Source organism: Methylophaga thalassica MP (genome assembly GCF_000214595.1).
Lineage (GTDB): Bacteria > Pseudomonadota > Gammaproteobacteria > Nitrosococcales > Methylophagaceae > Methylophaga > Methylophaga thalassica.
The window spans coordinates 302,622-327,243 of sequence record NZ_AFIG01000001.1; the positions used below are offsets into that span (position 1 = coordinate 302,622).

Annotated in this window: 21 protein-coding genes; 16 read left to right on the top strand and 5 right to left on the bottom strand. The window is 45.1% G+C overall.

Going from position 1 to position 24,622, the window contains the following annotated elements; all coding sequences use genetic code 11:
* Window positions 1–11: 11 nt before the first annotated feature.
* Complete coding sequence (gene gltB, locus MAMP_RS01405; RefSeq protein WP_007144181.1) at window positions 12–4,496, bottom strand: glutamate synthase large subunit; 4,485 nt, start codon at window positions 4,494–4,496, stop codon at window positions 12–14.
* 229 nt (window positions 4,497–4,725) lie between these two features.
* Here gltB and purE point away from each other — a divergent pair, with 229 nt between their 5' ends.
* From purE to MAMP_RS01425, 4 genes are all read left to right on the top strand, one after another.
* Window positions 4,726–5,217 (top strand): 5-(carboxyamino)imidazole ribonucleotide mutase, encoded by a 492-nt coding sequence (gene purE, locus MAMP_RS01410; RefSeq protein ID WP_007144183.1) that lies wholly within the window; start codon window positions 4,726–4,728, stop codon window positions 5,215–5,217.
* A 114-nt stretch (window positions 5,218–5,331) separates the two neighbouring features.
* Window positions 5,332–6,471 (top strand): 5-(carboxyamino)imidazole ribonucleotide synthase, encoded by a 1,140-nt coding sequence (locus tag MAMP_RS01415; RefSeq protein WP_007144184.1) that lies wholly within the window; start codon window positions 5,332–5,334, stop codon window positions 6,469–6,471.
* 1 nt (window position 6,472) lies between these two features.
* Window positions 6,473–6,778 (top strand): Rdx family protein, encoded by a 306-nt coding sequence (locus tag MAMP_RS01420; RefSeq protein WP_040576126.1) that lies wholly within the window; start codon window positions 6,473–6,475, stop codon window positions 6,776–6,778.
* 15 nt (window positions 6,779–6,793) lie between these two features.
* Complete coding sequence (locus tag MAMP_RS01425; protein WP_007144186.1) at window positions 6,794–7,309, top strand: hypothetical protein; 516 nt, start codon at window positions 6,794–6,796, stop codon at window positions 7,307–7,309.
* A 20-nt stretch (window positions 7,310–7,329) separates the two neighbouring features.
* Here MAMP_RS01425 and topA read toward each other — a convergent pair whose 3' ends face one another.
* The 4 genes from topA to MAMP_RS01445 form a co-directional block, all read right to left on the bottom strand.
* Complete coding sequence (gene topA / locus MAMP_RS01430; RefSeq protein WP_007144187.1) at window positions 7,330–9,612, bottom strand: type I DNA topoisomerase; 2,283 nt, start codon at window positions 9,610–9,612, stop codon at window positions 7,330–7,332.
* An 84-nt stretch (window positions 9,613–9,696) separates the two neighbouring features.
* On the bottom strand, window positions 9,697–10,164 hold the full coding sequence (locus MAMP_RS01435; RefSeq protein WP_007144188.1) for a Smg family protein: 468 nt from the start codon (window positions 10,162–10,164) through the stop codon (window positions 9,697–9,699).
* A 25-nt stretch (window positions 10,165–10,189) separates the two neighbouring features.
* Window positions 10,190–11,296 (bottom strand): DNA-processing protein DprA, encoded by a 1,107-nt coding sequence (dprA, locus tag MAMP_RS01440; RefSeq protein WP_007144189.1) that lies wholly within the window; start codon window positions 11,294–11,296, stop codon window positions 10,190–10,192.
* 18 nt (window positions 11,297–11,314) lie between these two features.
* Window positions 11,315–12,346 (bottom strand): LysM peptidoglycan-binding domain-containing protein, encoded by a 1,032-nt coding sequence (locus MAMP_RS01445; protein WP_007144190.1) that lies wholly within the window; start codon window positions 12,344–12,346, stop codon window positions 11,315–11,317.
* 396 nt (window positions 12,347–12,742) lie between these two features.
* On the opposite strand from MAMP_RS01445, the gene def reads away from it, so the two are divergent.
* The 12 genes from def to MAMP_RS01505 are packed head-to-tail and all read left to right on the top strand — an operon-like array spanning window position 12,743 to window position 24,613.
* The gene (gene def, locus MAMP_RS01450; RefSeq protein WP_007144191.1) at window positions 12,743–13,246 is read left to right on the top strand and encodes a peptide deformylase; all 504 of its coding nucleotides are present in this window, start codon (window positions 12,743–12,745) and stop codon (window positions 13,244–13,246) included.
* Between the two features lie 9 nt (window positions 13,247–13,255).
* Window positions 13,256–14,185 (top strand): methionyl-tRNA formyltransferase, encoded by a 930-nt coding sequence (fmt, locus tag MAMP_RS01455; RefSeq protein WP_007144192.1) that lies wholly within the window; start codon window positions 13,256–13,258, stop codon window positions 14,183–14,185.
* Entirely contained in the window at window positions 14,178–15,491 is a 1,314-nt protein-coding gene (gene rsmB, locus MAMP_RS01460) for a 16S rRNA (cytosine(967)-C(5))-methyltransferase RsmB (protein WP_007144193.1), read from the top strand. Before fmt ends, rsmB begins: the two co-directional genes overlap by 8 nt.
* Window positions 15,469–16,044: a DUF4390 domain-containing protein gene (locus MAMP_RS01465; RefSeq protein WP_237701185.1), complete on the top strand. Its 576-nt coding sequence runs from the start codon at window positions 15,469–15,471 to the stop codon at window positions 16,042–16,044. The genes rsmB and MAMP_RS01465 overlap by 23 nt, the downstream gene beginning before the upstream one ends.
* Window positions 16,035–18,200 (top strand): sensor histidine kinase, encoded by a 2,166-nt coding sequence (locus MAMP_RS01470; RefSeq protein ID WP_040576319.1) that lies wholly within the window; start codon window positions 16,035–16,037, stop codon window positions 18,198–18,200. Before MAMP_RS01465 ends, MAMP_RS01470 begins: the two co-directional genes overlap by 10 nt.
* Window positions 18,197–19,471, top strand: coding sequence for a sigma-54-dependent transcriptional regulator (locus MAMP_RS01475; RefSeq protein WP_007144196.1), 1,275 nt, complete (start codon window positions 18,197–18,199; stop codon window positions 19,469–19,471). Before MAMP_RS01470 ends, MAMP_RS01475 begins: the two co-directional genes overlap by 4 nt.
* Before the next feature lie 9 nt (window positions 19,472–19,480).
* Window positions 19,481–20,863 (top strand): Trk system potassium transporter TrkA, encoded by a 1,383-nt coding sequence (gene trkA, locus MAMP_RS01480; protein WP_007144197.1) that lies wholly within the window; start codon window positions 19,481–19,483, stop codon window positions 20,861–20,863.
* Between the two features lie 7 nt (window positions 20,864–20,870).
* Window positions 20,871–21,431: a YqgE/AlgH family protein gene (locus tag MAMP_RS01485; RefSeq protein ID WP_007144198.1), complete on the top strand. Its 561-nt coding sequence runs from the start codon at window positions 20,871–20,873 to the stop codon at window positions 21,429–21,431.
* Entirely contained in the window at window positions 21,428–21,847 is a 420-nt protein-coding gene (gene ruvX / locus MAMP_RS01490) for a Holliday junction resolvase RuvX (RefSeq protein WP_007144199.1), read from the top strand. Before MAMP_RS01485 ends, ruvX begins: the two co-directional genes overlap by 4 nt.
* Window positions 21,844–22,368: a bifunctional pyr operon transcriptional regulator/uracil phosphoribosyltransferase PyrR gene (gene pyrR / locus MAMP_RS01495; protein WP_007144200.1), complete on the top strand. Its 525-nt coding sequence runs from the start codon at window positions 21,844–21,846 to the stop codon at window positions 22,366–22,368. The genes ruvX and pyrR overlap by 4 nt, the downstream gene beginning before the upstream one ends.
* Window positions 22,365–23,339, top strand: a complete 975-nt coding sequence (locus MAMP_RS01500; protein WP_007144201.1) for an aspartate carbamoyltransferase catalytic subunit — start codon at window positions 22,365–22,367, stop codon at window positions 23,337–23,339. Before pyrR ends, MAMP_RS01500 begins: the two co-directional genes overlap by 4 nt.
* The gene (locus MAMP_RS01505; RefSeq protein WP_007144202.1) at window positions 23,336–24,613 is read left to right on the top strand and encodes a dihydroorotase; all 1,278 of its coding nucleotides are present in this window, start codon (window positions 23,336–23,338) and stop codon (window positions 24,611–24,613) included. The genes MAMP_RS01500 and MAMP_RS01505 overlap by 4 nt, the downstream gene beginning before the upstream one ends.
* Window positions 24,614–24,622 lie beyond the last annotated feature (9 nt).

The window sequence follows — 24,622 nt, forward strand, 5'->3', positions numbered from 1 at the left end:
AGTCTCTGGACTTATGCCGCTTTAGTAGCAAGTTTTAACAAGCCATCGATTGCTGCTGCTTTAGGTTTGACTAACCAGAATTCTTTAATGCGTTGTTCAAACGCATCCAGCAATTGATGTCCCCACACACTACCCGTTTCACGGACATGATCTTCAATCATACCTTTGAGATAGAGTGATAACTCTGACATTTCAGGGCTGTCGATTCTAACTAGCTCGACTAGTTCTTTGTTATAACGCTCAGCAAACGTATTATCACTATCTAATACAAATGCGAGACCACCTGTCATACCAGCACCAAAGTTCAGTCCTGTTTCGCCTAATACAGCGACAACACCGCCAGTCATGTACTCACAACCGTGGTCACCAACCCCTTCTACTATGGCCGTGGCGCCTGAGTTACGAACAGCAAAACGCTCACCAGCACGACCCGCAGCATACAGCGCTCCACCTGTCGCACCATACAGACAGGTGTTACCAATGATGCTGGCTTCCTGTGTTTCAAACTCACTTTCAGGCGAAGGATAAATGACAATCTTACCGTCAGCCATACCTTTACCAACGTAGTCATTGGCGTCACCTTCCAGATACATTTCAAGACCACCGGCGTTGAATACACCGAAGCTTTGACCTGCAGAACCAGTCAATTTCAGACGGATAGGTTTATCAGCCATACCATAGTTGCCATAAAGCTTGGCAATTTCACCCGATAAGCGCGCACCGATAGAACGATTAACATTACGTACCTGGTAGCTAAACTCACCGCCTGTTTTATTAACAATGGTTTCTTTAATATCCGCCACCATTTGTTCAGCCAGTTCACCTTTATCATAAGGTTCATTTTTAGGCTCTAGACAGAACTGCGGTTTATCAGCCGGTACACCTGCAGATGACAACAACGGAGCCAGATTCAGGCTATGTTGTTTGCTTGTCTCACCCGGTAATAACTCCAGTAAGTCAGTACGACCAATTAAGTCCTGTAAACTTACTACACCTAATTTAGCTAACCACTCTTGTGTTTCACGAGCAACAAACTGGAAGTAGTTCATTACCATTTGTGGTAAGCCAATAAAGTGCTGTGTACGCAACTTCTCATTTTGTGTTGCAACACCCGTTGCACAGTTATTCAAGTGACAGATTCGTAAGTATTTACAACCCAGCGCCACCATTGGTCCTGTACCAAAGCCAAAGCTTTCAGCACCTAAAATCGCCGCTTTAATCACATCCAGACCAGTTTTCAGACCACCGTCTGTTTGCAAACGGACTTTGTCACGAAGGTCATTAGCACGCAATGTCTGATGTGCTTCACTCAGACCTAATTCCCAAGGTCCACCAGCGTATTTCACTGAGGTCAGTGGGCTTGCGCCAGTACCACCGTCATAACCAGAAATAGTAATCAGGTCAGCATATGCCTTGGCCACACCAGCAGCGACTGTTCCCACACCCGCCTGTGATACAAGCTTCACAGAGACCAGTGCATCTGGATTGACCTGTTTTAAGTCAAAAATCAATTGCGCAAGATCTTCAATTGAATAAATATCATGATGCGGTGGCGGTGAAATCAATGTCACCCCCGGCACTGAGTGACGTAATGTGGCAATCATTTGATTAACTTTACCACCCGGCAACTGTCCACCTTCACCAGGTTTAGCACCTTGCGCTACTTTGATCTGCAGCACTTCTGCATTAACCAGGTAGTGAGGCGTTACACCAAAGCGACCTGAAGCAATCTGTTTGATTTTTGAAACGCGTTCATTACCAAAACGATCCGGATCTTCACCACCTTCACCAGAATTTGAACGGCCACCCAGTCTGTTCATTGCCACAGCAAGGGCTTCATGCGCTTCTGGAGATAATGCACCCAATGACATACCCGCACTATCAAATCGTTTCAGAATATTGCTGATATCTTCAACCTGGTTCAATTCAAGTGGCTTATCAGCCAGTTTGACCTTCATTAAGTCGCGTAACACCATTGGTGACCGATCATTAACCAGTTCGGCATAGGCTTTATAATCATCGTAATTACCACCTTGAACCGCTTTCTGTAAGGTCGCAATAACGTCTGGATTGTAGGCGTGATACTCACCACCATGAATAAACTTGAGCAAACCGCCTTGACCACGTTTTTTACGTTGATTCCAAGCCAGTTTTGCCAGTTTTTCATCATCTGATTGAAGGTCAGCGAAAGTCGAACCACTGACGCGACTAGTGGTGGCTGTAAAGCATTTATCAACGATACTGTCGTTTAAACCAACCACTTCAAATAACTGGGCGCCACGATAACTGGCAATCGTAGAAATACCCATTTTTGACGTAATTTTAAATAAGCCTTTATTGATACCTTTACGGTAACGGCGACACAATTCTGCACGATCCAAGTCTCTAATTTCATTGGTGTGAATCATGTCGTTGAGGCAAGCGTAGGCAAGGTATGGATAAATCGCCGTCGCACCATAGCCTAATAGAGTACCGAAATGATGCGGGTCTCGTGCTGTAGCCGTTTCTACAATGACATTAGCGTCACAACGTAAACCAGCTTGAATCAGACGCTGATGCACTGCACCCGTTGCTAATAAAGCATGAATTGGCAATTTATCCTTGGCAATATCACGATCACTCAGCACAATCACCACTGTACCGTCAGCAACAGCTTTAATCGCTTTATCACAAAGCGCATCTATAGCGGCTTCAAGACCGACAGCAGGATCATAGTTCAAGGATAGGATGATTGACTCGTATTCAGCATTGTCTTTACCCATTGCCAATAACTGGCGGAACTGGCTCTCAGACAATACAGGTGAATCAACCACAACACGCTGTGCATGATCTTCACCTTCTTCAAACATATTGCGTTCTTCACCGAAACACGTTTCCAGTGACATCACAATATTTTCGCGAAGTGGATCGATCGGTGGATTGGTAACTTGCGCGAACTGTTGGCGGAAGTAGTCATAAACCGAACGGACTTGTTTGGATAAAACAGGGAACGGAGTATCGTCGCCCATTGAACCAATCGCTTCCTGGCCGACTTCACCTAAAACACGGATGACCTGATCTCGCTCTTCAAACGTGATATTGAATAACTTTTCATAAACCTGATATTCATCACCTTCAAGTGTTGGACCAGTTTCATCATCAGCCGCATCAGACAATCTTTGCAGGTTATTTTCTAACCATTGACGATATGGCTGAGCAGTTTTCAGCATGTTATCGATGTCTTCCGGCATCAATAACTCACCTGTTTGTGTGTCAACAGCGAGCATTTGCCCAGGTTTCAAACGGCCTTTAGCAATAACATCTTCTGGTTCATATTTGTAAACACCGACTTCTGAAGCCAGTGTGATATGACGATCTTTAGTGATGATGTAACGCGCTGGACGCAGGCCATTTCTATCCAAGGTACAGGCGGCATAACGACCGTCAGTAGTTACTACACCAGCAGGACCATCCCATGGCTCCATGTGCATAGAGTTGTAGTCATAAAATGCTTTTAAATCAGCATCCATGGTTGGATCATTTTGCCATGCAGGTGGAATGATCAAACGCATCGCACGAAATAGACTCACACCGCCCGCTAATAAAGCTTCCAGCATATTATCCATACTGGATGAATCTGAGCCTGAAGTGCCAACTAATGGACGAATGTCATCCATATTTTCAATCAGAGAAGTGGCAAACTTGGCACCACGTGCCAGAGCCCAGTTACGGTTACCCTGAACCGTGTTGATTTCACCATTGTGAGCAAGGTAACGGAAAGGTTGAGCAAGTCGCCATTGCGGCCAGGTATTGGTTGAAAAACGTTGATGGAAAACAGCCACGGATGTTTCCATGCGTTTGTCATTCAAATCTTTATAAAATACCGGCAGGTACGACGGCATCACCAGACCTTTGTACGAGACAACATGCGAAGACAAAGTCGGGATATAGAAGTCGCTGTCATCGGTCACGGCTTTTTCAGCAAGACGACGAGCAATGTAGAGTTGACGCTCAAAATCAGCTTCAGACATGCCTTCGCCAGCATTTACAAAAACCTGACGCATCACCGGCAGTGACGTCAATGCTTGTTGGCCACAGGCTGATTCAGGATCTACTGGCACATCTCGCCAGCCAAGAACCTCTAATCCCTGCTTAGCTAAGTTCTGAGCAACAGCTTTTTGCGCAAATTCCGCTTTCGCTTCATCTTGCGAAAGAAAAACCATACCCACTGCATATAAAGCAGATAAGTTATAGCCGAGCTCTTCTGCAATGGCTTTGAAAAAGCTATCTGGCTTCTTCAGCAGTAAACCACAGCCATCCCCCGTTTTTCCGTCAGCACCAATAGCGCCGCGATGGGTAAGATTGCCTAAGGCTTCAATTGCTGTTTCGATTAACCAATGACTAGCTTTATCGTCCATCTGGGCGATTAGGCCAAAACCACAGTTATCACGTTCAAATTGCGGTCTATAGAGACCTTGATTCATTTCTGTTGGCTGACTCACGTCACGTACCTTCATATTAGTTAGCGCCGTCACTGCTCACCCGTCGGATAGCCCGGCGGTATTCGGAAATCATCTTCGAGGAGCGTTGACCAAATACGGCAGAAAGGATCATCTATTATAACGATGGATACCTTGCCATTCAATTATTACGATACCTTCCTTGGCAAAATATGAGCGTTAAATTTTCCTATTTTCAATAAAATAGCTAAAATGCACTGTTTTTGACGAGAACAACGGAACGATCATGGACAAACCCTTAATCGGTGTCGTCATGGGCAGCAACAGTGACTGGCCCGTTATGCAAAAAGCAGTTGAGCAACTAGAAGCATTTGGCATCAGCTATGAAGCCAAAGTTGTTTCGGCTCATCGCACGCCAGACTTATTGACGGAATACGCAGAAACGGCCCAACAGCGGGGACTTGCTTGCATTATAGCAGGTGCAGGTGGCGCAGCGCACTTACCTGGTATGCTTGCAGCTAGTACTATCGTTCCTGTTTTAGGTGTTCCAGTCCCATCCAAGTATCTTAAAGGTCAAGACTCACTGTTATCGATCGTACAGATGCCTAAAGGCGTTCCCGTCGCCACATTTGCGATTGGTGAAGCTGGCGCAGCTAACGCGGCATTGTTTGCTATCGCCCAACTCGCCGTGAATGATGCTCATCTGGCAGCGAAACTGGATGCGTTTCGCAAAAAACAACACCAAACCGTTGTTGAGATGACCCTACCCCCTCAATAGTACATGGATAAACAAAGCCTGTTGATTATTTTTTAATCAATCTCAAGCGCTAATTACCGATAATTAAATACAACGCTTATTTTCGACTCGCTAACATTAATATAGAGGTCAATGATGAATACACAGATTTTACCCGGTTCAACATTAGGTATGCTGGGTGGAGGTCAACTTGGCCGCATGTTTACCTCTGCTGCTCAAATCATGGGGTATAAAGTTGTGGTTCTCGATCCTGATCCACAAAGTCCAGCTGGTGTTATTGCTGATCAGCATATCTGTGCTGCTTACGATGATGAAAAAGCATTAGATGATATGGCAAAGCTGTGTGCTGCCATCACTACTGAATTTGAGAACATTCCTGCGCAGACATTAGCTTTTCTTGAGCAAAAAACTATTGTTCATCCATCATCCAAAGCCTTGGCTTCAACACAAAACCGTAATGTTGAGAAAAACTTCATCGCCTCTCTCGGCATTCAAACAGCGCCTTTTTTCGCTATCCGTCAGCAACAAGATATCGCAGAAGCTGAAAAAGTCATTGGTTTTCCAGCTATCCTTAAAGTAGCGACCTTTGGTTACGATGGCAAAGGCCAAATCCCTTGCAAAACGATTGAAGATGTTTACGCCGGATTTGAAGCATTAGGTGAAAAAGAGTGTGTTTTAGAACAACGAATTGATTTGGATAAAGAAATCTCCGTTGTTCTGGCCAGAAGTCAAACCGGCACCATTATTAATTTTCCTGTTGCAGAAAATATCCATGTGAATGGTATTTTGCATACAACATCGGTCCCAACTTCAGTCCATGCGGAACAAGCGCAAAAGGCTATTCAAATGGCTAATGATATTGCTAAAGGGCTAGGTTACGTAGGCACGATGGCTGTAGAGTTTTTTGTCAGTCAATCAGGCGAAATCATTGCTAATGAAATAGCGCCCCGCCCTCATAATTCAGGGCATTACACACTTGATGCCTGCCACACATCACAATTTGAACAGCAAGTTCGTATGTTATGCGGCTTACCTGCTGGAGATTGTGATCTGATCACCCCGGTCGTTATGGTGAACTTATTAGGTGATGTATGGGGTAACAGTCAGCCTCACTGGGAAACCTTACTATCAGAAACAAATATCAAACTGCATTTATATGGTAAACAAGAAGCACGACCTGGTCGCAAAATGGGACACTTCAATGTTCTGGCTGAAACCGTTGATCAAGCGATGCAGCAAGCCGACACTTGTTTTGAAAATTTAAAAGCAGATTGATTTGACGACTAAACATAATCATATTTCCATCAGTTACTGTACACAGTGCCGCTGGTTACTGAGAGCCAGCTGGATGGCACAAGAACTGTTGACAACATTTGATGATGAAATCACTTCACTGACGTTGATTCCGGCAACAGGTGGCCTTTTCGAAGTGCGAGCGAATGATGAACTACTATGGTCGCGAAAAGAACAAGGTCGTTTTCCTGAGATTACTGAGTTAAAGCAGCTGGTGCGTGATACCATCGCTCCTGACAGGTCTTTGGGCCATAGTGATAAGAAACCAAGCTCTGATAATCAATCTTAAGTCGAGGTGAAGACTATGCGTGCAGATAATACCTTTATGCACCTGCTTCTTAAAGCGGGCATTTCCATGCTGCTCACGCTTTTTTTGCTGGGCTGTGATAGTACAAATACAACAGCTCCACACTCACCCAAACAAAACAAAGCGACAGAATTAAGTAGTAAAAATATTAATGAATACGCCAATGAAATGGCCAACAGCTACATAAGCATTCAAGAACAACTACTTAAACACTATCAGCAAGCAAAACAGTCCAACAATACTTATGACTTTATTCAGTACCGTAACCATAAATGGACACCTGAATATATGTCAATGAAGATAAGATACAGTCGCGATTTTGAACACAATAAAGCGTTTTTAGAAAAACAGCCAAGTGCCCCTTTGTTTGCTATCTATGAGAACCTGATTTACATCGGACTGGATCTGAAAAATGGTCTGCTGGAAAATGACGAGGCCCGCCAACAGAGAGCCTTAGAAGAAGCCGAAAAAGCCAAACAACTAGTGATTAGCATCCAGCAACAACTTAAATAAGTTATCACCGGATGAGTGATTTAGCTTTCAACTTTCTCTGAATAATCACAGTCTTTCTGTGGACAGACTTTCTCTGTACCACGACTTTTAGTCGTTTTTAGTGTCAGAATCGGCCAGCTACATTTCGGGCAAGGCTCTTTCAGTGGCTCATTCCATAAAGCGTAGTCGCAATCAGGATACTCTGAACAAGAGTAAAAGACTTTTCCTCGACGTGATTTACGCGTCAGAATCTCGCCTTTATGGCATTGTGGGCATTCAACACCAGTATTGGCCGGCTGTTCCAAAGATTCGATATGTTTACACTTAGGATAGCTGGAGCAACCAATGAATTTCCCATAACGTCCAGTTCGTATCCATAAATCAGAGTCACATTTTGGACATTTCCTGCCCTCAACCACCTCAGGTTCATTATTAGTGGTTTCTTCACCATCAATATTACGGGTGTAATCACACTCTGGGTAACCAGTACAGCCAATAAAACGCCCACTCCGGCCAAGACGGCTGGAGAGTTTTTTACCGCATTTAGGACAGTCTTCATCTAGCAGTTCTTGTGTCACATCACTGCGTTGAACTTCTTTATCCTTGGTTTCGACTTGTTCTTTAAACGGTCCCCAGAACTTTCTCAGTAATGGCACCCATTCTTCTTCGCCTCTGGCCACCGCATCAAGTTCATCTTCCAACTCAGCGGTAAAGTTATAGTCGACATACTTAGTAAAGTGATCGACAAGAAACTTACCCACCACACGACCCACGTCAGTCGGATGAAAACGTTTATTGATAATTTCAACGTATTCACGCTGAACAAGTGTAGAAATAATGCTCGCGTATGTTGATGGTCGGCCAATATCGTGCTCTTCCAGACTTCTGACCAGGCTGGCTTCACTATATCTGGGTGGTGGTTCAGTAAAGTGCCGCTCAGGCCTAATCGCTTTTAATTCAACAACTTGGCCGACCTCCATCGGAGGCAGCAGTTTTTCGTCTTTGTCGCTGGCGGCAGAATCATCTTTATCTTCCAGATACACACTCATAAAGCCTGGATTGACTACCGTCGAACCATTTGCACGGAAAGTATTACCTTTACCACATGCCAAATCGACAGCAACCGTATTCAGGGTGGCATGAATCATTTGACTTGCCATAGTACGTTGCCAGACAAGTGTATAAAGCTTTAACTGATCGGCAGAAAGATAGGCTTTCATATCTTCTGGCGTTCTAAGCACAGAAGTCGGACGTATCGCTTCATGCGCCTCTTGCGCGTTTTTTGATTTCGTTTTGTATTCTTGTGGTTTTGCAGGAACCATTTTCTGGCCGTATTTTTCTGCAATGAATCCACGTATTTCATCTAAAGCTTCTTGAGCCAAGGTGACAGAGTCAGTACGCATATAGGTGATTAAACCAACCGCGCCCTCTCCGGTATCTACACCCTCGTATAACTGTTGAGCAATGCTCATGGTACGCTGGGCACCAAAACCTAGTTTGCGTGATGCTTCTTGCTGTAATGTGGATGTGGTAAACGGTGCTGCAGGGTTACGTTTGCGTTGTTTTTTCTCAACATTGGAAACCAGCAACTTACCTTGTGCGGCTTTATCTAATGCCTTTACAACCTTTGCCGATTGCTTTTCATCCGTCACACTAAACTGACTGAGTTTTTCACCTTCGAAATAGGTCAGCTTGGCCTGGAAATCGTTTTTATCAGCACTCGCATCAGCTTCGATGCTCCAATACTCTTTCGCTACGAAAGCTTCTATTTCCAGCTCACGCTCTACGATCATTCTCAACGCTGGACTTTGCACCCTTCCCGCCGAAAGTCCGCGTCGAACCTTTTTCCAAAGCAGCGGCGACAAGGTAAAACCAACTAGATAATCCAATGCACGTCTGGCCTGCTGTGCATTAACGAGCGACATGGATAATTCACGAGGGTGGGCAACGGCGTCATTTACCGCTTGTTTGGTAATTTCGTGGAAAACGACACGGTGAGTCTCTTTGTCTTTCAAAGCGCCACGCTTTTTCAATAACTCATACAGATGCCAGGAAATGGCTTCCCCTTCTCTATCAGGGTCAGTCGCGAGATATAGGGCATCAGCTTTTTTCATCGCTTTTACAATCGCATCGACATGCTTGCTGTTACGGTCGATAACTTGGTATTTCATCTCAAAATCTTTGGCAGTATCAACCGCCCCTTCTTTTGGTAATAAATCACGCACATGACCATAAGAAGCTAAGACTTCGACATCTTTACCGAGATATTTTTTGATTGTTTTCGCCTTGGCTGGCGACTCAACGATGACTAGTTTTTTTCCCATTTTCCCCGATACCAAAAACCTACGCACATATAAACAAAGCCCGTTGAGACGGGCAATGTTGAAGTTTCTTATTCTATTTTTAGTCTAGTGAACGATGGCTTCCATGTCTTCAAAGACCAAGTCTTCCATCCAGGCAAAAGCGACTTCCCTTCCAGGCTGATAAAACAACACCATCAGCACAACCCACTTAAGCTGATCAAGGTCAATCTCTTCTGTATCCAGCGCCATCACTCGTTCGAGCACGATCTCCCGAGTTTCGACGTCTAAAACGCCCACTTGTTCCAGAAACAATAAATAACCTCGGCACTCCACATCCAACCGTTCCAGCTCATTGTCACTGAACACGCGCATTGTGGCGTGCCGTTTGAGAGGTTGATCAGCGGCCACGGTCATATTATCTAACCATTCCAGCGCTTTATGAATTTCTAATTCCTGAAAACCAACCTGCTCTAATTCAAGCTCTAACACTTCATTATCAGGTTTATTTCGTTCTTCCGTATCGATGTAGGTTTCAAATAGATATAACAACACATCAATGACATTTTCTTTCATCTGACTCTCTTTGAATAAGCCTGGTTCAGGAACCCGTCCGAACATAACGGCTGCCGGGCAATGACTCAACCACGCCCTCTAGCTCAAGTAATAACAGCATGGATGAAACAGCATCAGCCGTCAATCCAGTATTTTCTATCAGGCCGTCTATGGCAACTGGGTCAAATCCAAGATGATTAAGCAACACTTGGTAGTCACCGTCTTTTTCATGTGTGGATTCTGTTTTGTCTTTAGTGTCTTCATGTTGAGTCTTGATTCCTGCCAGCGCACCCAACTCTTCAATAATATCCTGCGCCGTCTCTACCAGCTTTGCCCCATCCCGGATCAACTGATGACAGCCTCTGGATAAAGGGTTATGAATCGAACCGGGAATAGCAAAAACCTCGCGTGACTGCTCCATTGCCATTCTGGCTGTGATTAGAGAACCACTTTTTAATGCGGCCTCAACCACCAGGGTTCCTAGCGATAATCCACTGATGATTCGGTTTCTTCTCGGGAATAGCTCTGGTCGTGGTGAAGTACCTAACGGAAACTCTGACACCATCGCACCGTTTTCTACAATATCGTAGGCTAGTTGACGATGCTGGGCAGGATAAACACGATCAAGACCTGTAGCAACAACCGCTATTGTTTTCCCCTTGCTCAGGGCGCCCTTATGTGCGGCAGCGTCGATCCCCATTGCAAGCCCACTCGTCACCACTAAACCGCCCTCAGCCAGGTAGTGAGCAAAGTCATACGCCGTATTTCTGCCTGACGGCGATGGGTTTCGGCTGCCCACAATCGCAAGCTGCCAGTCGTTTAACAATGAAACATCACCTTGAACATAGAGTAAACAAGGTGGATCGGTAATTTCTTTGAGTAAACTTGGATAGCGTTCATCTTCAATGGTCAGAATGTAACGGTTATGTTGTTGTTCCAACCAGAGCAAATCTTGCTCAACTTGTTGCCAGTCGGGATGGCGTAACTTCTCTACCAGTTCATCATTGAAGCCAGTTATTTGGCCTGGGTTATTTAATATGTATTGCGGATTGCCATACTGTTGCAAGAGTTTTTGATATGTTACCGGGCCAATCCCTGGCACTCGCTGTAGAGCAATCCAACAAGCTAATTCACTGTGCTTGTTAGCTATCATTCCGCTGAATAAGTCCTTTTATTGGGCGCTTTTCACTTTGTCATACACATGCATAGCACGGGTGGCTTTCATAACAATGGCATAACTGACTTTGTCGTATAGTTTGAATACCATAGCTTCACCAGCATGTTCATCAGGTAATGTCACCGTGTCCTTGCGATCAACTGACACTGAATCTTTTAACGTTTCCCCAGCTTGATAGACTGATAAAACATTTCCTGTTTGCAAGCCATCGCGCTTGCCTAAACTTAGAACAACAATCTGATATTGCCCTATTTGAGAAACACCATCAAAAACAGAAATGATGCGTCCATTTAACGGCTTATCAGGGGCACGAGGAATGAAATTAAGATCAAAGTCGTCATCTTCGACTTTTAATAAGCGATCACCAATTTGAATTTCTCTGTTTGTGTAGGTCAAGCTGACTTTGGCCGGATCCCCCTGAGTCATTGTTTCAGCATCACCCAGATAGATTGCTTCGTATCCTAATACTTCGCCAGTGTCAGGATCTTTATATGCTTTGCCACCCTTGAAAAGACTATATGTATTACTATCCGAGTCTGTGATACCCCTTACGTAAACATAATCGCCCGCGCCTGAGATAAGACGTTCATCGGCACTGGCAACAACATAAGGTGCATCATTGAGTACTTCATCGCCCACTACGCGAGGTTTGGATAAAAATGGGCCAATTGCCGATAGCGGAATAGTCAGGATGGGTTTATCTAAAATCGTTTCTCGAACCTCAGGCGACAGCTTCACACTGCGTTTGCCACGGTTAACCTCAATGACTGGTTTGCCATCACGATAACTAAGGGATAATTCATCACCAGGATAGATTAGGTGAGGATTTTCAATTTGCGGATTCACATACCAAATATCAGGCCAGTGCCACGGATATTTTAAGAACATGCCTGAAATATCCCATAAGGTATCGCCTTTTTTAACCGTATATCGTTGTGGATGGTCTGGATTAAGCTCCACTTCTTTGGCCAGCAGAGGGTTACTCAGCAAAACAAAAATCAAACTAATCGCTATGCGCTTTATCATCGAACCATCCTCATGGACCTTAATCTTGCCCCAATCCTGTAATGGGCAACTTTAAATAGTGTGTTATATGCGGTATGACTAATCAAGTATTGCTACCAGCGTCAAACTTAATCATTTTTAGACAACAAGTAAACTCCGGCAAGTAATTTGAGACTCAGCGCTGAAACTAGTCATTGAGTCTAACTGTCGCATTCAGCACAAGGATACCGGGAAAAAACTCAAAAAAATGTTAACAGGCTCGGTTTATGACGCCATAGCTGGTTTGCTGAGGTTTTGATTCACCGTCACCAATGACTAATCGGGATCAAGCAAAATTCATTATATTTTCAATAAGGCGCTGGCAGACTACAATATAAGGTTTGTAAAAGCAGTAAATCATCCTGACAGGTATTACTCATGGCCATTTTAAATATTCTCCATTTCCCCGATCCACGGCTGCGCAAAAAAGCTGAGCCCATAGAGGAAGTGACTGATGACATCCGTCAACTTGCCGACGACATGCTAGAAACGATGTATGATGCGCCAGGAATAGGTCTTGCCGCCAATCAGGTGAATGTACAAAAACGCCTGATAGTTATCGATATTTCTGAAGACAAATCAGAACCACTCATCCTTATCAACCCAGAAATACTTGATAAGCAAGGTGAACGAGAATATGAAGAAGGCTGCTTATCCGTGCCAGAGGCCTATGAAACCGTTGTGCGTGCTGACACAGTAACAATAAAAGCAGTGAACCGAGATGGTGAACCTTTTGAATTTTCTGCCGAAGGACTTCTGGCGACCTGTGTTCAACACGAAATTGATCACCTCGATGGTAAATTATTTGTTGATTATCTGAGTAACCTAAAACGCGAACGCATAAAAAAACGCTTAGAAAAACACCAAAAACAAAAACTATAAGGATCTTGGATGCGCATTATTTTCGCCGGTACTCCGGCTTTCGCCGCAGAAACACTGAAAGCTTTAATCAATACCGAGCATGAAATTTGCGCTGTTTATACTCAGCCGGATCGCCCCGCAGGTCGTGGACGTAAATTAACAGCCAGTCCTGTTAAACAACTCGCTCTCGAACATAATATTCCGGTAGAACAGCCTCTTAACTTCAAAACCGATGATGCGATACAGACTCTAGCCGGCTACCAGGCGGATCTGATGATCGTTGTTGCTTATGGTTTATTGTTACCTCAAGTCGTTCTGGATACGCCCAAGCTTGGCTGCATCAATGTGCATGCCTCTCTACTTCCCCGCTGGCGTGGCGCAGCGCCTATCCAACGAGCTATCTTGGCCGGCGACAAAGAATCCGGTGTCTGCATCATGCAAATGGAAGCCGGCCTTGATACCGGCCCCGTTCTTTCTGAAGCGCGTTGTCCAATTACCGAAGAAGATACTGCCCAGGTACTTCATGATCGTCTCGCAATATTGGGCGCCACAACCTTAGTTGAAACTCTCAAGGATATTGAGCAACGCCAACGCAATGCCAAACCACAAAATGACGATCTGACAAGCTATGCCAGCAAATTAGATAAAAAAGAAGCCGATATTGACTGGCAACTTTCAGCTCAAGATATTCTTCGTAAAATCAATGCCTTTAACCCCTGGCCTGTAGCGCAGACGATCTGGCACGATGCCATTTTTCGTATATGGCGAGCACAATTAGTGAAAGAAGAAACACGGCAACCAGCAGGTCAAATTATTAAGGTCGATAAAGTCGGGATTGATGTTGCCACCGGCGACGGTGTTATTCGCATCACTGAGCTACAGTTACCCGGTAAACGTGCGATGTCTGTGCAGGATTTCCTTAATGCAAACACCATGAAAGTTGGCGATCATTTTGGCTAAGCCTAACCCCACTAAAGGTGCCCGAACGAATGCTGCACTCATTTTGAATGAAGTAGTCGTTCAGCAACGTTCTCTCAATACGGCCTTAGCTCAGTATTTGCCTCATGTTGATGAAAAAGATCGTGGTTTTTGTCAACAGCTTTGCTATAGCAGTTTGCGTCATTACCCGACTCTGCAATTTATCGTCCACCAGCTGATAAAAAAACCCTTTAAAGCTAAAGACAAAGATATTGAGCAACTATTAATACTCGGTATTTTACAGTTACGTTTTTTAAATACACCGGATCATGCCGCCATTTCTGAAACAGTGGATGCCAGTAAAAAACTGAAAAAAGTCTGGGCGGGTGGTTTATTAAATGCCTGCCTGAGAAACTATCTAAGACAACAAGAACAGATCGAACAGAAGCTGTTGGCAAATGACCCAGCTAATTACGGGCATCCAAGCTGGTTACTCTCACAATACCAGCAAGACTGGCCTGAAAGCTGGCAAGATATTACCAACGCTAATAATAAACAGCCCCCGATGATGCTCCGGGTTAATCAGCAAAAAGTTTCACGTGAAGCATATCTTCAGCAGTTAGAGTCTGAACAGATTGCTGCCTCAATTATTGAAGCCACCGACCAGGGTATCTTGCTGGACCAACCTTGCGATGTATATAAACTACCGGGATTTGAAGAAGGTTGGGTTTCTGTGCAAGACGGCTCAGCCCAACTAGCCACAACGATTCTGAACATAACCCCCGGACAGCGCGTGTTAGATGCCTGTGCTGCGCCCGGCGGTAAGACATGCCATATTCTTGAAACCTCTCCTGAAAATGACGTCACAGCTATCGATATATCATCTGATCGCTTACTGCAAATTCAACAAAATACGGATCGGCTTGGTTTACACGCCACATTAGTTGCTGCCGATGCCGCAGACACCAACCATTGGTGGAACGGACAAGCGTTTGACCGCATCCTTATCGATGCACCCTGCACGGGTAGTGGTGTCATTCGCCGCCATCCGGACATAAAACTACTACGTCATCCAGAAGATATCGATACTTTGGCCAGTAAACAACAGGCTTTATTAGATAAATTGTGGCCACTGCTGAAAGCCGATGGTTTAATGGTTTACACTACCTGCTCTGCCTTTAAAAAAGAAAATGAGCAGCAAATTGAAGCGTTTCTACAACGACATCCAGATGCTGAAGAAGTCAAACTCTCTTCGACACCAGCGACAGCTAGGCCTTTCGGCTACCAGAGACTGCCTGGTGATGATGTTATGGACGGTTTTTATTATGCCTGCCTTCGCCGTAAGTAAGCGTCTATTCCTGTCTCTTTTCTTATGGTTGTTTATTCAAACATCAGCCAATGCCACTGTTTTTAGCGTCAATAACCCGGTTGTTCATCCCATTGGTAATGCCTATGTGCTGACGGCTCAAATTAATTACCCATTAACACCACGAGTGATTGAAGCCCTGCAAAATGGCGTACCCATTACCTTTTTGCAAGAGTTTCGGCTAATTGATGCTATGCCAATATTGGGCAGCTTCTGGCAATGGGAAACCACCTTATGGGAGAGCACTCTGAGCTATGAGCTTCGTTACCACGCATTATCAGAGCAATATATTGTGGAGTCACTCGATACTCATGAACAACAAAACTTCCCTAGTTTGAGTGGTGCTCTAAAAGCCTTGGGCGATATTAATGCGCTCTCGCTGCCACCAGAATATACCGAAGATACGGAAAATCTGATTCTGGAAATTCGCAGTGGATTGGATCTCAATGCCTTACCAACTCCAATGCGTCCTGGAGCCTTAATCTCTGACAAATGGCAACTCACCAGTCCATGGGTTCAAGCAGTATGGCTATAAGTCTTATCAAGCGACTTAGCTCAGGTACAGCACCATACTTCTCTCTCGCATTTTTACTGCTTGTTCTCGCCTATTTGCTAAGCGCGGCTACTCAAGATAGTTCACGGCTGAATGACCTCTTTCTGGTTATCTTTGGTATTGGTGTTGCCTGTCTATTATTACTGGTGGGCATTCTTGCTCGCAGCCTCTTTCGTTTATATCGCGACTTTAAAAAACATGAGGCGGGATCGCGGCTTACCGTCCGACTGGTCAGCCTGTTTGTTTTATTGATTTTAGTTGCCACATCGATTGTTTACGGCTTTTCGATTCACTTCCTGCATCGTGGTATTAACAGCTGGTTTGATGTCAAAGTAGAACAAGCACTGAATGATTCACTGGAGTTAAGCCGTACCGCTTTTGGTATCCGCATGCGAACCCTGCTACGCCAAACAAGGATGATGGCTGGTGTTCTTAGTGAACTACCCGATAGCGAGCTATCACACAGCTTACGGGATTTAACGCAATTGAGTGGCGCACTGGAGCTTAGTATCTGGGCAAGAGATGGACAACCGATTGCGTCGAGTATTGAAAGTCCAACTATTATGGTACCGAACAGACCTAACGATACCATCATGCATCAGCTGCTTCAGGGTGAAGATTATATCGGCATGGACCCCTCAGAAAATGACAAGCTCCAACTGCGGGCCGCTGTCAGAATTCCACAAAAGTCTGTCTTAGCCGAAGAACGAATTCTCAATGTGTTGTTTCCGATCAATGATCATTTAAGTGAGCTCGGTAAAACCGTGCAAGATGCTTACTCTGATTACAAAGAGTTAAGTTATCTCAGAAAACCTTTAATTACCGTGTTCACACTGACCTTAAGCCTGATTGTGTTTTTAACCATTCTGGTGTCTATCTGGTTTGCTATCTGGATATCCCGACGTATCGTCGAGCCGCTACAAGAACTAGCGCAAGGTACACAAGCGGTGGCTTCCGGTAACTACAATATGCAACTGACGGCCTCAGGCCACGATGAAATTGGCTTCCTGGTTCGCTCGTTTAACCAAATGACACAAAGGCTAACCCATGCCCGCAATGCGTCACAGCGTAGTCACCGTTTATTAGAACAACAAACAAGTTACCTAACCACTGTCCTTGGCAGCTTATCCAGTGGCGTGGTCACCGTGGATAAACGCCTTTATCTGCATACAGCCAATAATGCCAGCAGCAAAATTCTCGGTGTTAAACTCCAGCAACGTCTGGAAAGCCCTTTATCCAAGCTGGCTGAAATTAACAAAAATATGAAAACGTTCTGCGAAATGATTGAACGTTGCGCTGTCAAAGGTATTGCCTGGGAACAGCAAGTAGAACTACAAAAACAAAACGGCAACCAAACCTTAATTTGTCATGGTACCGAATTACCCAATAATAGTGGCTGGGTTATCGTTTTTGAAGACATCACTACACTGCTACAAGCACAGCGTAATGCCGCCTGGGGTGAAGTGGCACGGCGTCTGGCTCACGAAATAAAAAATCCTTTAACACCGATTCAGCTGTCAGCGGAACGTCTGCAACGAAAATACGCAGCGATTGTGCCCGAGGAGCAGGTCGAAGTCGTCGATAAACTCACCAATACCATCATTCAACAAGTTGAAGCGATGAAAGAAATGGTGAATGAATTCTCGGAGTATGCGCGCACACCAGCATTACAATTACAGTCCTATGATATCGGTCAACTGATTCGTGAAGTGCTCACCATGTATCAGAGTAATCCGAATCATCAGTTCACGCTGTTAAACAGCCCGGAAAGTGTGGCGGTTAAAATTGATGTCAATCGTTTTCGGCAAGTCATGCATAATTTATTGAAAAACGCTATCGAAGCCTGTGAGGACGCTCAGCTTCCTGTCGATATCGTTATCAGTTACCATCCACTTACTCACCAACAACGTCGTTGGCTTGAAATTTCTGTTCGGGATTACGGTCCTGGCATCCCCTTTTCTATTATTGATAAATTATTCGAACCCTACGCCACGACGAAACATAAAGGCACCGGGCTTGGCTTAGCTATCGTTAAAAAAATGATCGAAGAACATGGTGGTGATGTCTGGGCGGAAAATCTGGATCCAGAAGGAACGAGTATAATTATAAGATTGCCATTGGAGGAGTCTCCGTCGTGAGTAATGACAAACCCCTGATTCTTGTTGTTGATGATGAGCCGGATATTCGCGAGCTAATCAAAGACATTCTGGAAGACGAAAACTATGAAGTCAAAATTGCTGCTGATGGGCAGGAAGCACAACAAATTTTTAACGAACAACAGCCTGATCTGATTCTGCTCGATATCTGGATGCCGGATATCGATGGTATTAGCTTGTTAAAAGAATTCAAACAACAAAATAAAAATGTCACTATCGTGATGATGTCCGGCCATGGCACGATAGAAACCGCCGTAGAAGCAACGCGGCTGGGCGCCAGTGATTTCATTGAGAAACCGCTGTCGACGGCCAAACTTCTGCGCGGTGTTGAGCAAGCCCTCGAAAATAGAGCAAAACAAGCCAGCATACAAAAAGAACTGGCACAGATTCCTGTGGGTAAAAGTCAGCAGATAAAATTATTGCGTGAACAAGTTGAACGCGTTGCGAAACATGAAATGCCTATTCTGCTGGTAGGTGAGCCTGGGGTGGGTAAACATTGTTTTTCGCATTATTTACATAGCCTGGGTCAATTCTCAGGCGGTAAATTTATTGAATTAAGCCCAGAAAGCTTTCCATTAGATAGCCTGAAGATTACCTCATTAGCTAAAAATAACTGTTTGTATATCCATGACTTGGCCTTGCTGAGTGATGAAGCTCAGGCACTGTTATTACACCTGTTGGAGACTCATAAATTACAGCAGTGTCAGCTGATTTGCGCTACACAATACTCCTTACAAAAAGCCGTCGATAACGGTGACTTTCTGGAGAGCCTGTTGTATCAACTCAATAGCATCACTCTGGTAGTACCACCACTTCGTGATCATATTGAAGATATTCCAGAGCTTGTTCATCACTTTGTTGACGTACAAACCACCCGCTCAGGTCTACCATACCGTCGTTTCACTGTTGCCGCACAAAACCGCCTCAGGAACCATGAATGGTCTGGCAATATTCTTGAATTGAAAAATGTCATCCAACGCTTATTAGTACTGGGGAATGGTGAAGATATTGATGTCGCAGATGTCGATCTTGCACTCGCCTCAGAAGCTGAAGCTATCGAAAATGGTGATGAAACTATTAACTTTGAATTACCTCTGCGTGAAGCCAGAGAACAATTCGAGCGCATTTACCTTTTACGTAAATTACAAGAAACAGACGGCAATGTAGGTAAAGCGGCTAAACTGGCTGGCATGGAAAGAACACATCTTTATCGAAAGCTTCGCTCTCTTGGTATAGACACCAAACAGATTTAGGAATCGACTATGAAAATTCTGATCCTCGGAGCCGGTCAAGTCGGCGCTTCTGTGGCGGCAACATTGGCTCGCGAAGACGATGATGTCACCCTTGTCGATACAGACAGCACTAACTTACTCAAACTGCAGGATCATTACGATATTCGAACGATTCAGGGACAAGCCTCTCATCCCGATGTGTTGGCCCGGGCCGGCGCTGAAGATGCTGACTTGATTCTGGCGGTGACCAACAGTGATGAAACCAATATGGTGGCCTGCCAGATTTGTCATACGCTCTACAACACGCCCACTAAAATTGCGCGTATTCGCTCAACAGGCTATCTGTCCACGCCACAATTATTTGATAAAGAAAACCCTCAGGCAATTGCTATTGATATGCTGATCAGTCCTGAGCAAATCGTCACGGAATATATCCAGCGACTTATCAGCCACCCTAATGCTTTGCAGGTATTGGATTTTGCTGAAGGTAAAGTGCAGCTTGTCGCGGTAAAAGCCTTTCATGGCGGTCTGTTGGTCGGGCATCCGCTGCGTGATTTACGCAAACATATTCCGAAAACAGAAACCCGGGTTGCCGCTATTTTCCGTGATGGTCACCCTATCACGCCCACCGGTGACACTACGATTCAGGCCGATGATGAAGTTTTTTTCATCGCCGCCACCAAAGACATTCGTGCTGTCATGGGCGAACTGCGTCGTCTGGAAAAACCCTATAAACGTATTATGCTGGCTGGCGGCGGTAATATCGGTGCCCGCCTGGCAAAAGCCTTAGAAAATGATTATCAAATCAAACTAATCGAAGCCAACCCCGATCGCGCTGAGTTCTTGTCAGAAGAGTTGAGTAACAGTATTGTGCTGTTAGGCGATGTCGCCAATGAAGAGCTGTTACTCGAAGAAGAAATCGATAAAGTCGATCTGTTTTGTGCCTTAACCAATGATGACGAGGCCAATATTCTCTCTGCGATGCTGGCAAAACGACTTGGTGCCAGTAAGGTTTTATCGCTGATTAATCGGGCAGCCTATGTGGATTTGGTAGAAAGTGGCAGTATTGATATTGCCTTATCACCACAGCAGGCGACTATTGGTAGTCTGCTTGCCCATATTCGTCGTGGCGATATTGTCGCCGTACACTCCCTACGCCGTGGTGCTGCTGAAGCATTGGAAGCGATTGCTCATGGTGATAGCAGTTCTTCTGTCGTTGTCGGTCGACGCATTGATGAAATCGACTTACCACCAGGTACAACGATTGGGGCGATTGTGCGGGGTGAAGAAGTGATTATTGCTAAAGATGAGACCATTATTGAATCTGAAGACCACGTTATTTTATTTTTAGTGAATAAACGTTACATAAAAGAGGTCGAACGTTTATTCCAGGTTGGCTTTACCTTCTTTTAGGAGTGCTATGGAGTCTTCATTACAAAACCATTTTCTGATTGCGATGCCTGCTCTGGCCGATTCATTTTTTTATCGTTCGGTCATTTATCTCTGCGAACATGATAAAAATGGTGCTATGGGCCTGATTATTAACCGACCGACCCGTGTCATGTTAGAAGAACTCTTATCTCACCTTCATATTGAGAACCCCTCCGAAAGCATAAAAAACACACCGGTTTTATTTGGGGGACCGGTACAAAAAGGCCAGGGCATGGTGATACATGATCAGGCTCAGTCCCCCTGGAAATCGAGTCTGCAATTATCTGACGATGTTATCTTAACCACATCCACCGATATTCTTGAAGCTATTGGTACTGATGAAGGCCCATCTAATGCCCTGGTAACCCTGGGTTATGCCGGTTGGTCCGCAGGTCAGCTAGAAGAGGAACTCATGGAAAATAGCTGGCTAACTGTTCCAGCCAGTCATGAGTTATTATTTACCACACCAGCCGAACAGCGCTGGCAAGCAGCCGCTAAATCTATCGGTGTTGATATTAACCTGATGTCTAACTTTGCAGGCCACTCATGAGTGCAGCCAGGACCTTACTTGGTTTCGATTTCGGCATGAAAAATATCGGCATTGCCGTCGGTCAGGAATTAACGGCCACCGCCAACCCACTGACCGCAATCAAAGCACGTGATGGTATTCCGGACTGGTCGCAAATAGAAAAACTACTGAAAGAGTGGCAACCCGATCTGCTTATCGTCGGCCTTCCTCTGAATATGGATGGGACCGAACAAGAAATGACGGCCGCCGCCAAACGGTTTGGAAATCGACTGAATGGTCGTTTTAATATTCCTGTGGAATGGCAAGATGAAAGACTGACAACATATGAAGCACTAGACCAAATGGGAATCCGCAGTAAAATGGACTCTCGTCAACGCAGTGACGTCGATCAGTTATCTGCACAACTCATACTTCAATCATGGCTGAACCAACAATGACCATCGCACTGACCCAAACTCAAGTTCAGAACCTGCTCAATGATATGGCAGCAGATATTCGCGAGAAATTCGCGGAAAAACAACCCTTACTCGTCGGTATTCATACTGGTGGTGTATGGGTTGCCAAAGCTTTACAGGATATTCTGGGCAAGGATTTTTTCGACGCACCACTCGGCACCCTTAACATTGCCTATTATCGGGATGATTTCACCCGCATTGGCATGCACCCTCAGGTGACACCATCGGATTTGCCTTTTAGCGTAGATGGCCGTCATCTGATTCTGGTTGATGATGTGCTGCATAGTGGACGCACCACTCGTGCTGCCCTCAATGAGATTTTTGACTATGGCCGCCCCGCTAGCGTCACACTGGTGGTTTTGGTGGACCGTAATGGGCGTGAACTGCCTATCCAGGCAGATATCATCGGAAAAACCGTTGAAGTCGCTAAAGGCCAACATATCAAACTCACTAATAGTTCAGGATTACAGTTGGAATATCGAAACAAAGGCAAGGCTGAATGAATAACAACCAATTGACGGAAAGCGGTCAGCTACGCCATTTCCTCACGATTGAAGGTCTAAAAAAGCCACTACTGACTGAAATTATGGATCGGGCAGAGCAATTTTCAGGCATCACCAATCGACAGGTAAAAAAAGTCCCTATCCTGCGGGGAAAAACCATTGTTAACCTGTTTTTTGAGAACAGCACTCGTACCCGCTCTACCTTTGAGCTGGCAGCAAAGCGTCTGTCTGCCGATGTCATGAATTTTAATATCAGCACCTCAGCTACTTCAAAAGGTGAAAGCCTGCTGGATACCTTGCACAACCTTGAGTCGATGCACACAGACATGTTTGTTGTCAGACACAATCAAAGCGGTGCCGCTGAATTTATTGCTCAACATGTATCACCTCATGTCAGCGTCATTAATGCGGGTGATGGCTGCCATGCCCATCCGACACAAGCCATGCTGGATATGTTTACCATTCGTCGCCATAAAAAAAGTTTCCCTGATCTGCGGGTGGCGATCGTCGGTGATATTTTACACTCACGGGTGGCGCGTTCACAGATTCAAGCGTTATCAACACTCGGCGTTGGCGAAATTCGTGTTATTGGCCCCAAAACCTTACTGCCTGCGGACTGCCAGACGCTCGGCGTGCATGTGTATCACGATATGGAAGCAGGCTTAGAAGATGTTGACGTCATTATTATGCTGCGTCTGCAACTTGAACGTATGCAAGGGGCTTTAATCCCCAGCGCCAGAGAGTATTTCCACTGCTTTGGGCTAACAGATGACAAACTCAAACTCGCTAAACCAGATGCCATTGTGATGCACCCTGGCCCGATCAATCGGGGCGTCGAAATTGCCTCTTCCGTGGCTGACGGCCCACAATCGGTCATTTTAGAACAAGTCACTCATGGTATTGCTGTCAGAATGGCTGTCATGTCCATGGCTATGGGTGCACAATCAGAACAAAACGAGCTGCCAGCATGAAAATTCGTATAAAAAATGGCCGTGTTATCGATCCTGCAAGCCAGTTTGATGGCCGCCAGGATGTCTATATCAGTAATGGCAAGATTATCGCTATCGGCGAGCAATTAGATGGTTTTGAGGCTGATAAAACCATTGATGCAACCGGTTTAATCGTTTCCCCCGGCCTAATTGATCTCAGTGTCAGACTACGTGAGCCGGGACAGGAACACACAGCCACTATCCTCACAGAAACCAAGGCAGCCGCCGCTGGTGGCATCACCACGGTCTGTGTACCGCCAGACACGGCACCGGTGATTGATAATCCCACCGTAGTTGAACTCATTGAGGATCGTGCTAAAAAATCCGGTCGCAGCATGGTATTGACCATGGGCGCAATGACGCAAAATTTGAACAGTGAATTATTAGCCGAGATGGCCAGACTAAAAGCCGCTGGTTGTGTCGGAATCAGTAATGGACTGTCTCCGATTAAAAATAGTGTCATCTTACAAAGAGCAATGGCTTATGCTGCCACACTCGATATGACGGTTTTTATCACGCCTGCCGATCCATGGTTACAAAGCCAGGGTTGTGTACATGAGGGAGCAGTTAGCTCACGACTTGGTTTAGGAGGCATTGCAGAAAGTGCTGAAACCATTGCTGTCAGTCGTGATTTGATCTTAATCGAACAAACCGGAGTGCGTGCTCACTTTCATAATTTATCCACAGCTAAAGCGGTTAAATTAATTCGTGATGCACAAAATAGAGGGTTACCGGTAACCGCCGATGTCAGTGCCCATCATCTACATTTATCCGAGCATGACCTGGGTAATTACGATGCGTTGAGCCATGTATTGCCGCCATTTCGCAGTATCCGCGACCGAGAGCAACTGCAACAAGGTGTCCGTGATGGTGTTATTTCAGCGATATCTTCTCATCATCAACCACTTGATAAAGACGATAAATTAGGGCCCTTCGCAGAAACAAAACCTGGTATTTCTGGTCTTGAAACCTTATTACCATTAACAATGAAGTTAGTAGAAGATGACGAGGTTAATTTGCACACTGCTTTAGCTGCTCTAACCTGTAACCCGGCAGACATTCTGGGTATCGACTCTGGACAGCTTAAAGTGGGGGCTACTGCCGATATCTGCTTAATTGATCCTGATTCTGAATATGAATGCCAACCGTTAAACTTTGTCAGTGCCGGTAAAAATAGCCCCTTTGAAGGCTGGTTATTTAACCACCAGGTCAGCCATACTTTATTTCATGGTCGCTTAGTTCATGAACGAGATTAAGAGTTAAAG

Excerpts from the sequence above, each read along its gene's own strand:
- gltB (WP_007144181.1), bottom strand. The coding sequence starts at position 4,496 with ATGAAGGTACGTGACGTGAGTCAGCCAACAGAAATGAATCAAGGTCTC.
- purE (WP_007144183.1), top strand. The coding sequence starts at position 4,726 with ATGGACAAACCCTTAATCGGTGTCGTCATGGGCAGCAACAGTGACTGG.
- MAMP_RS01415 (WP_007144184.1), top strand. The coding sequence starts at position 5,332 with ATGAATACACAGATTTTACCCGGTTCAACATTAGGTATGCTGGGTGGA.
- MAMP_RS01425 (WP_007144186.1), top strand. The coding sequence starts at position 6,794 with ATGCGTGCAGATAATACCTTTATGCACCTGCTTCTTAAAGCGGGCATT.
- topA (WP_007144187.1), bottom strand. The coding sequence starts at position 9,612 with ATGGGAAAAAAACTAGTCATCGTTGAGTCGCCAGCCAAGGCGAAAACA.
- MAMP_RS01435 (WP_007144188.1), bottom strand. The coding sequence starts at position 10,164 with ATGAAAGAAAATGTCATTGATGTGTTGTTATATCTATTTGAAACCTAC.
- dprA (WP_007144189.1), bottom strand. The coding sequence starts at position 11,296 with ATGATAGCTAACAAGCACAGTGAATTAGCTTGTTGGATTGCTCTACAG.
- MAMP_RS01445 (WP_007144190.1), bottom strand. The coding sequence starts at position 12,346 with ATGATAAAGCGCATAGCGATTAGTTTGATTTTTGTTTTGCTGAGTAAC.
- def (WP_007144191.1), top strand. The coding sequence starts at position 12,743 with ATGGCCATTTTAAATATTCTCCATTTCCCCGATCCACGGCTGCGCAAA.
- fmt (WP_007144192.1), top strand. The coding sequence starts at position 13,256 with ATGCGCATTATTTTCGCCGGTACTCCGGCTTTCGCCGCAGAAACACTG.
- MAMP_RS01465 (WP_237701185.1), top strand. The coding sequence starts at position 15,469 with ATGCCTGCCTTCGCCGTAAGTAAGCGTCTATTCCTGTCTCTTTTCTTA.
- MAMP_RS01470 (WP_040576319.1), top strand. The coding sequence starts at position 16,035 with ATGGCTATAAGTCTTATCAAGCGACTTAGCTCAGGTACAGCACCATAC.
- trkA (WP_007144197.1), top strand. The coding sequence starts at position 19,481 with ATGAAAATTCTGATCCTCGGAGCCGGTCAAGTCGGCGCTTCTGTGGCG.
- MAMP_RS01485 (WP_007144198.1), top strand. The coding sequence starts at position 20,871 with ATGGAGTCTTCATTACAAAACCATTTTCTGATTGCGATGCCTGCTCTG.
- ruvX (WP_007144199.1), top strand. The coding sequence starts at position 21,428 with ATGAGTGCAGCCAGGACCTTACTTGGTTTCGATTTCGGCATGAAAAAT.
- pyrR (WP_007144200.1), top strand. The coding sequence starts at position 21,844 with ATGACCATCGCACTGACCCAAACTCAAGTTCAGAACCTGCTCAATGAT.
- MAMP_RS01500 (WP_007144201.1), top strand. The coding sequence starts at position 22,365 with ATGAATAACAACCAATTGACGGAAAGCGGTCAGCTACGCCATTTCCTC.
- MAMP_RS01505 (WP_007144202.1), top strand. The coding sequence starts at position 23,336 with ATGAAAATTCGTATAAAAAATGGCCGTGTTATCGATCCTGCAAGCCAG.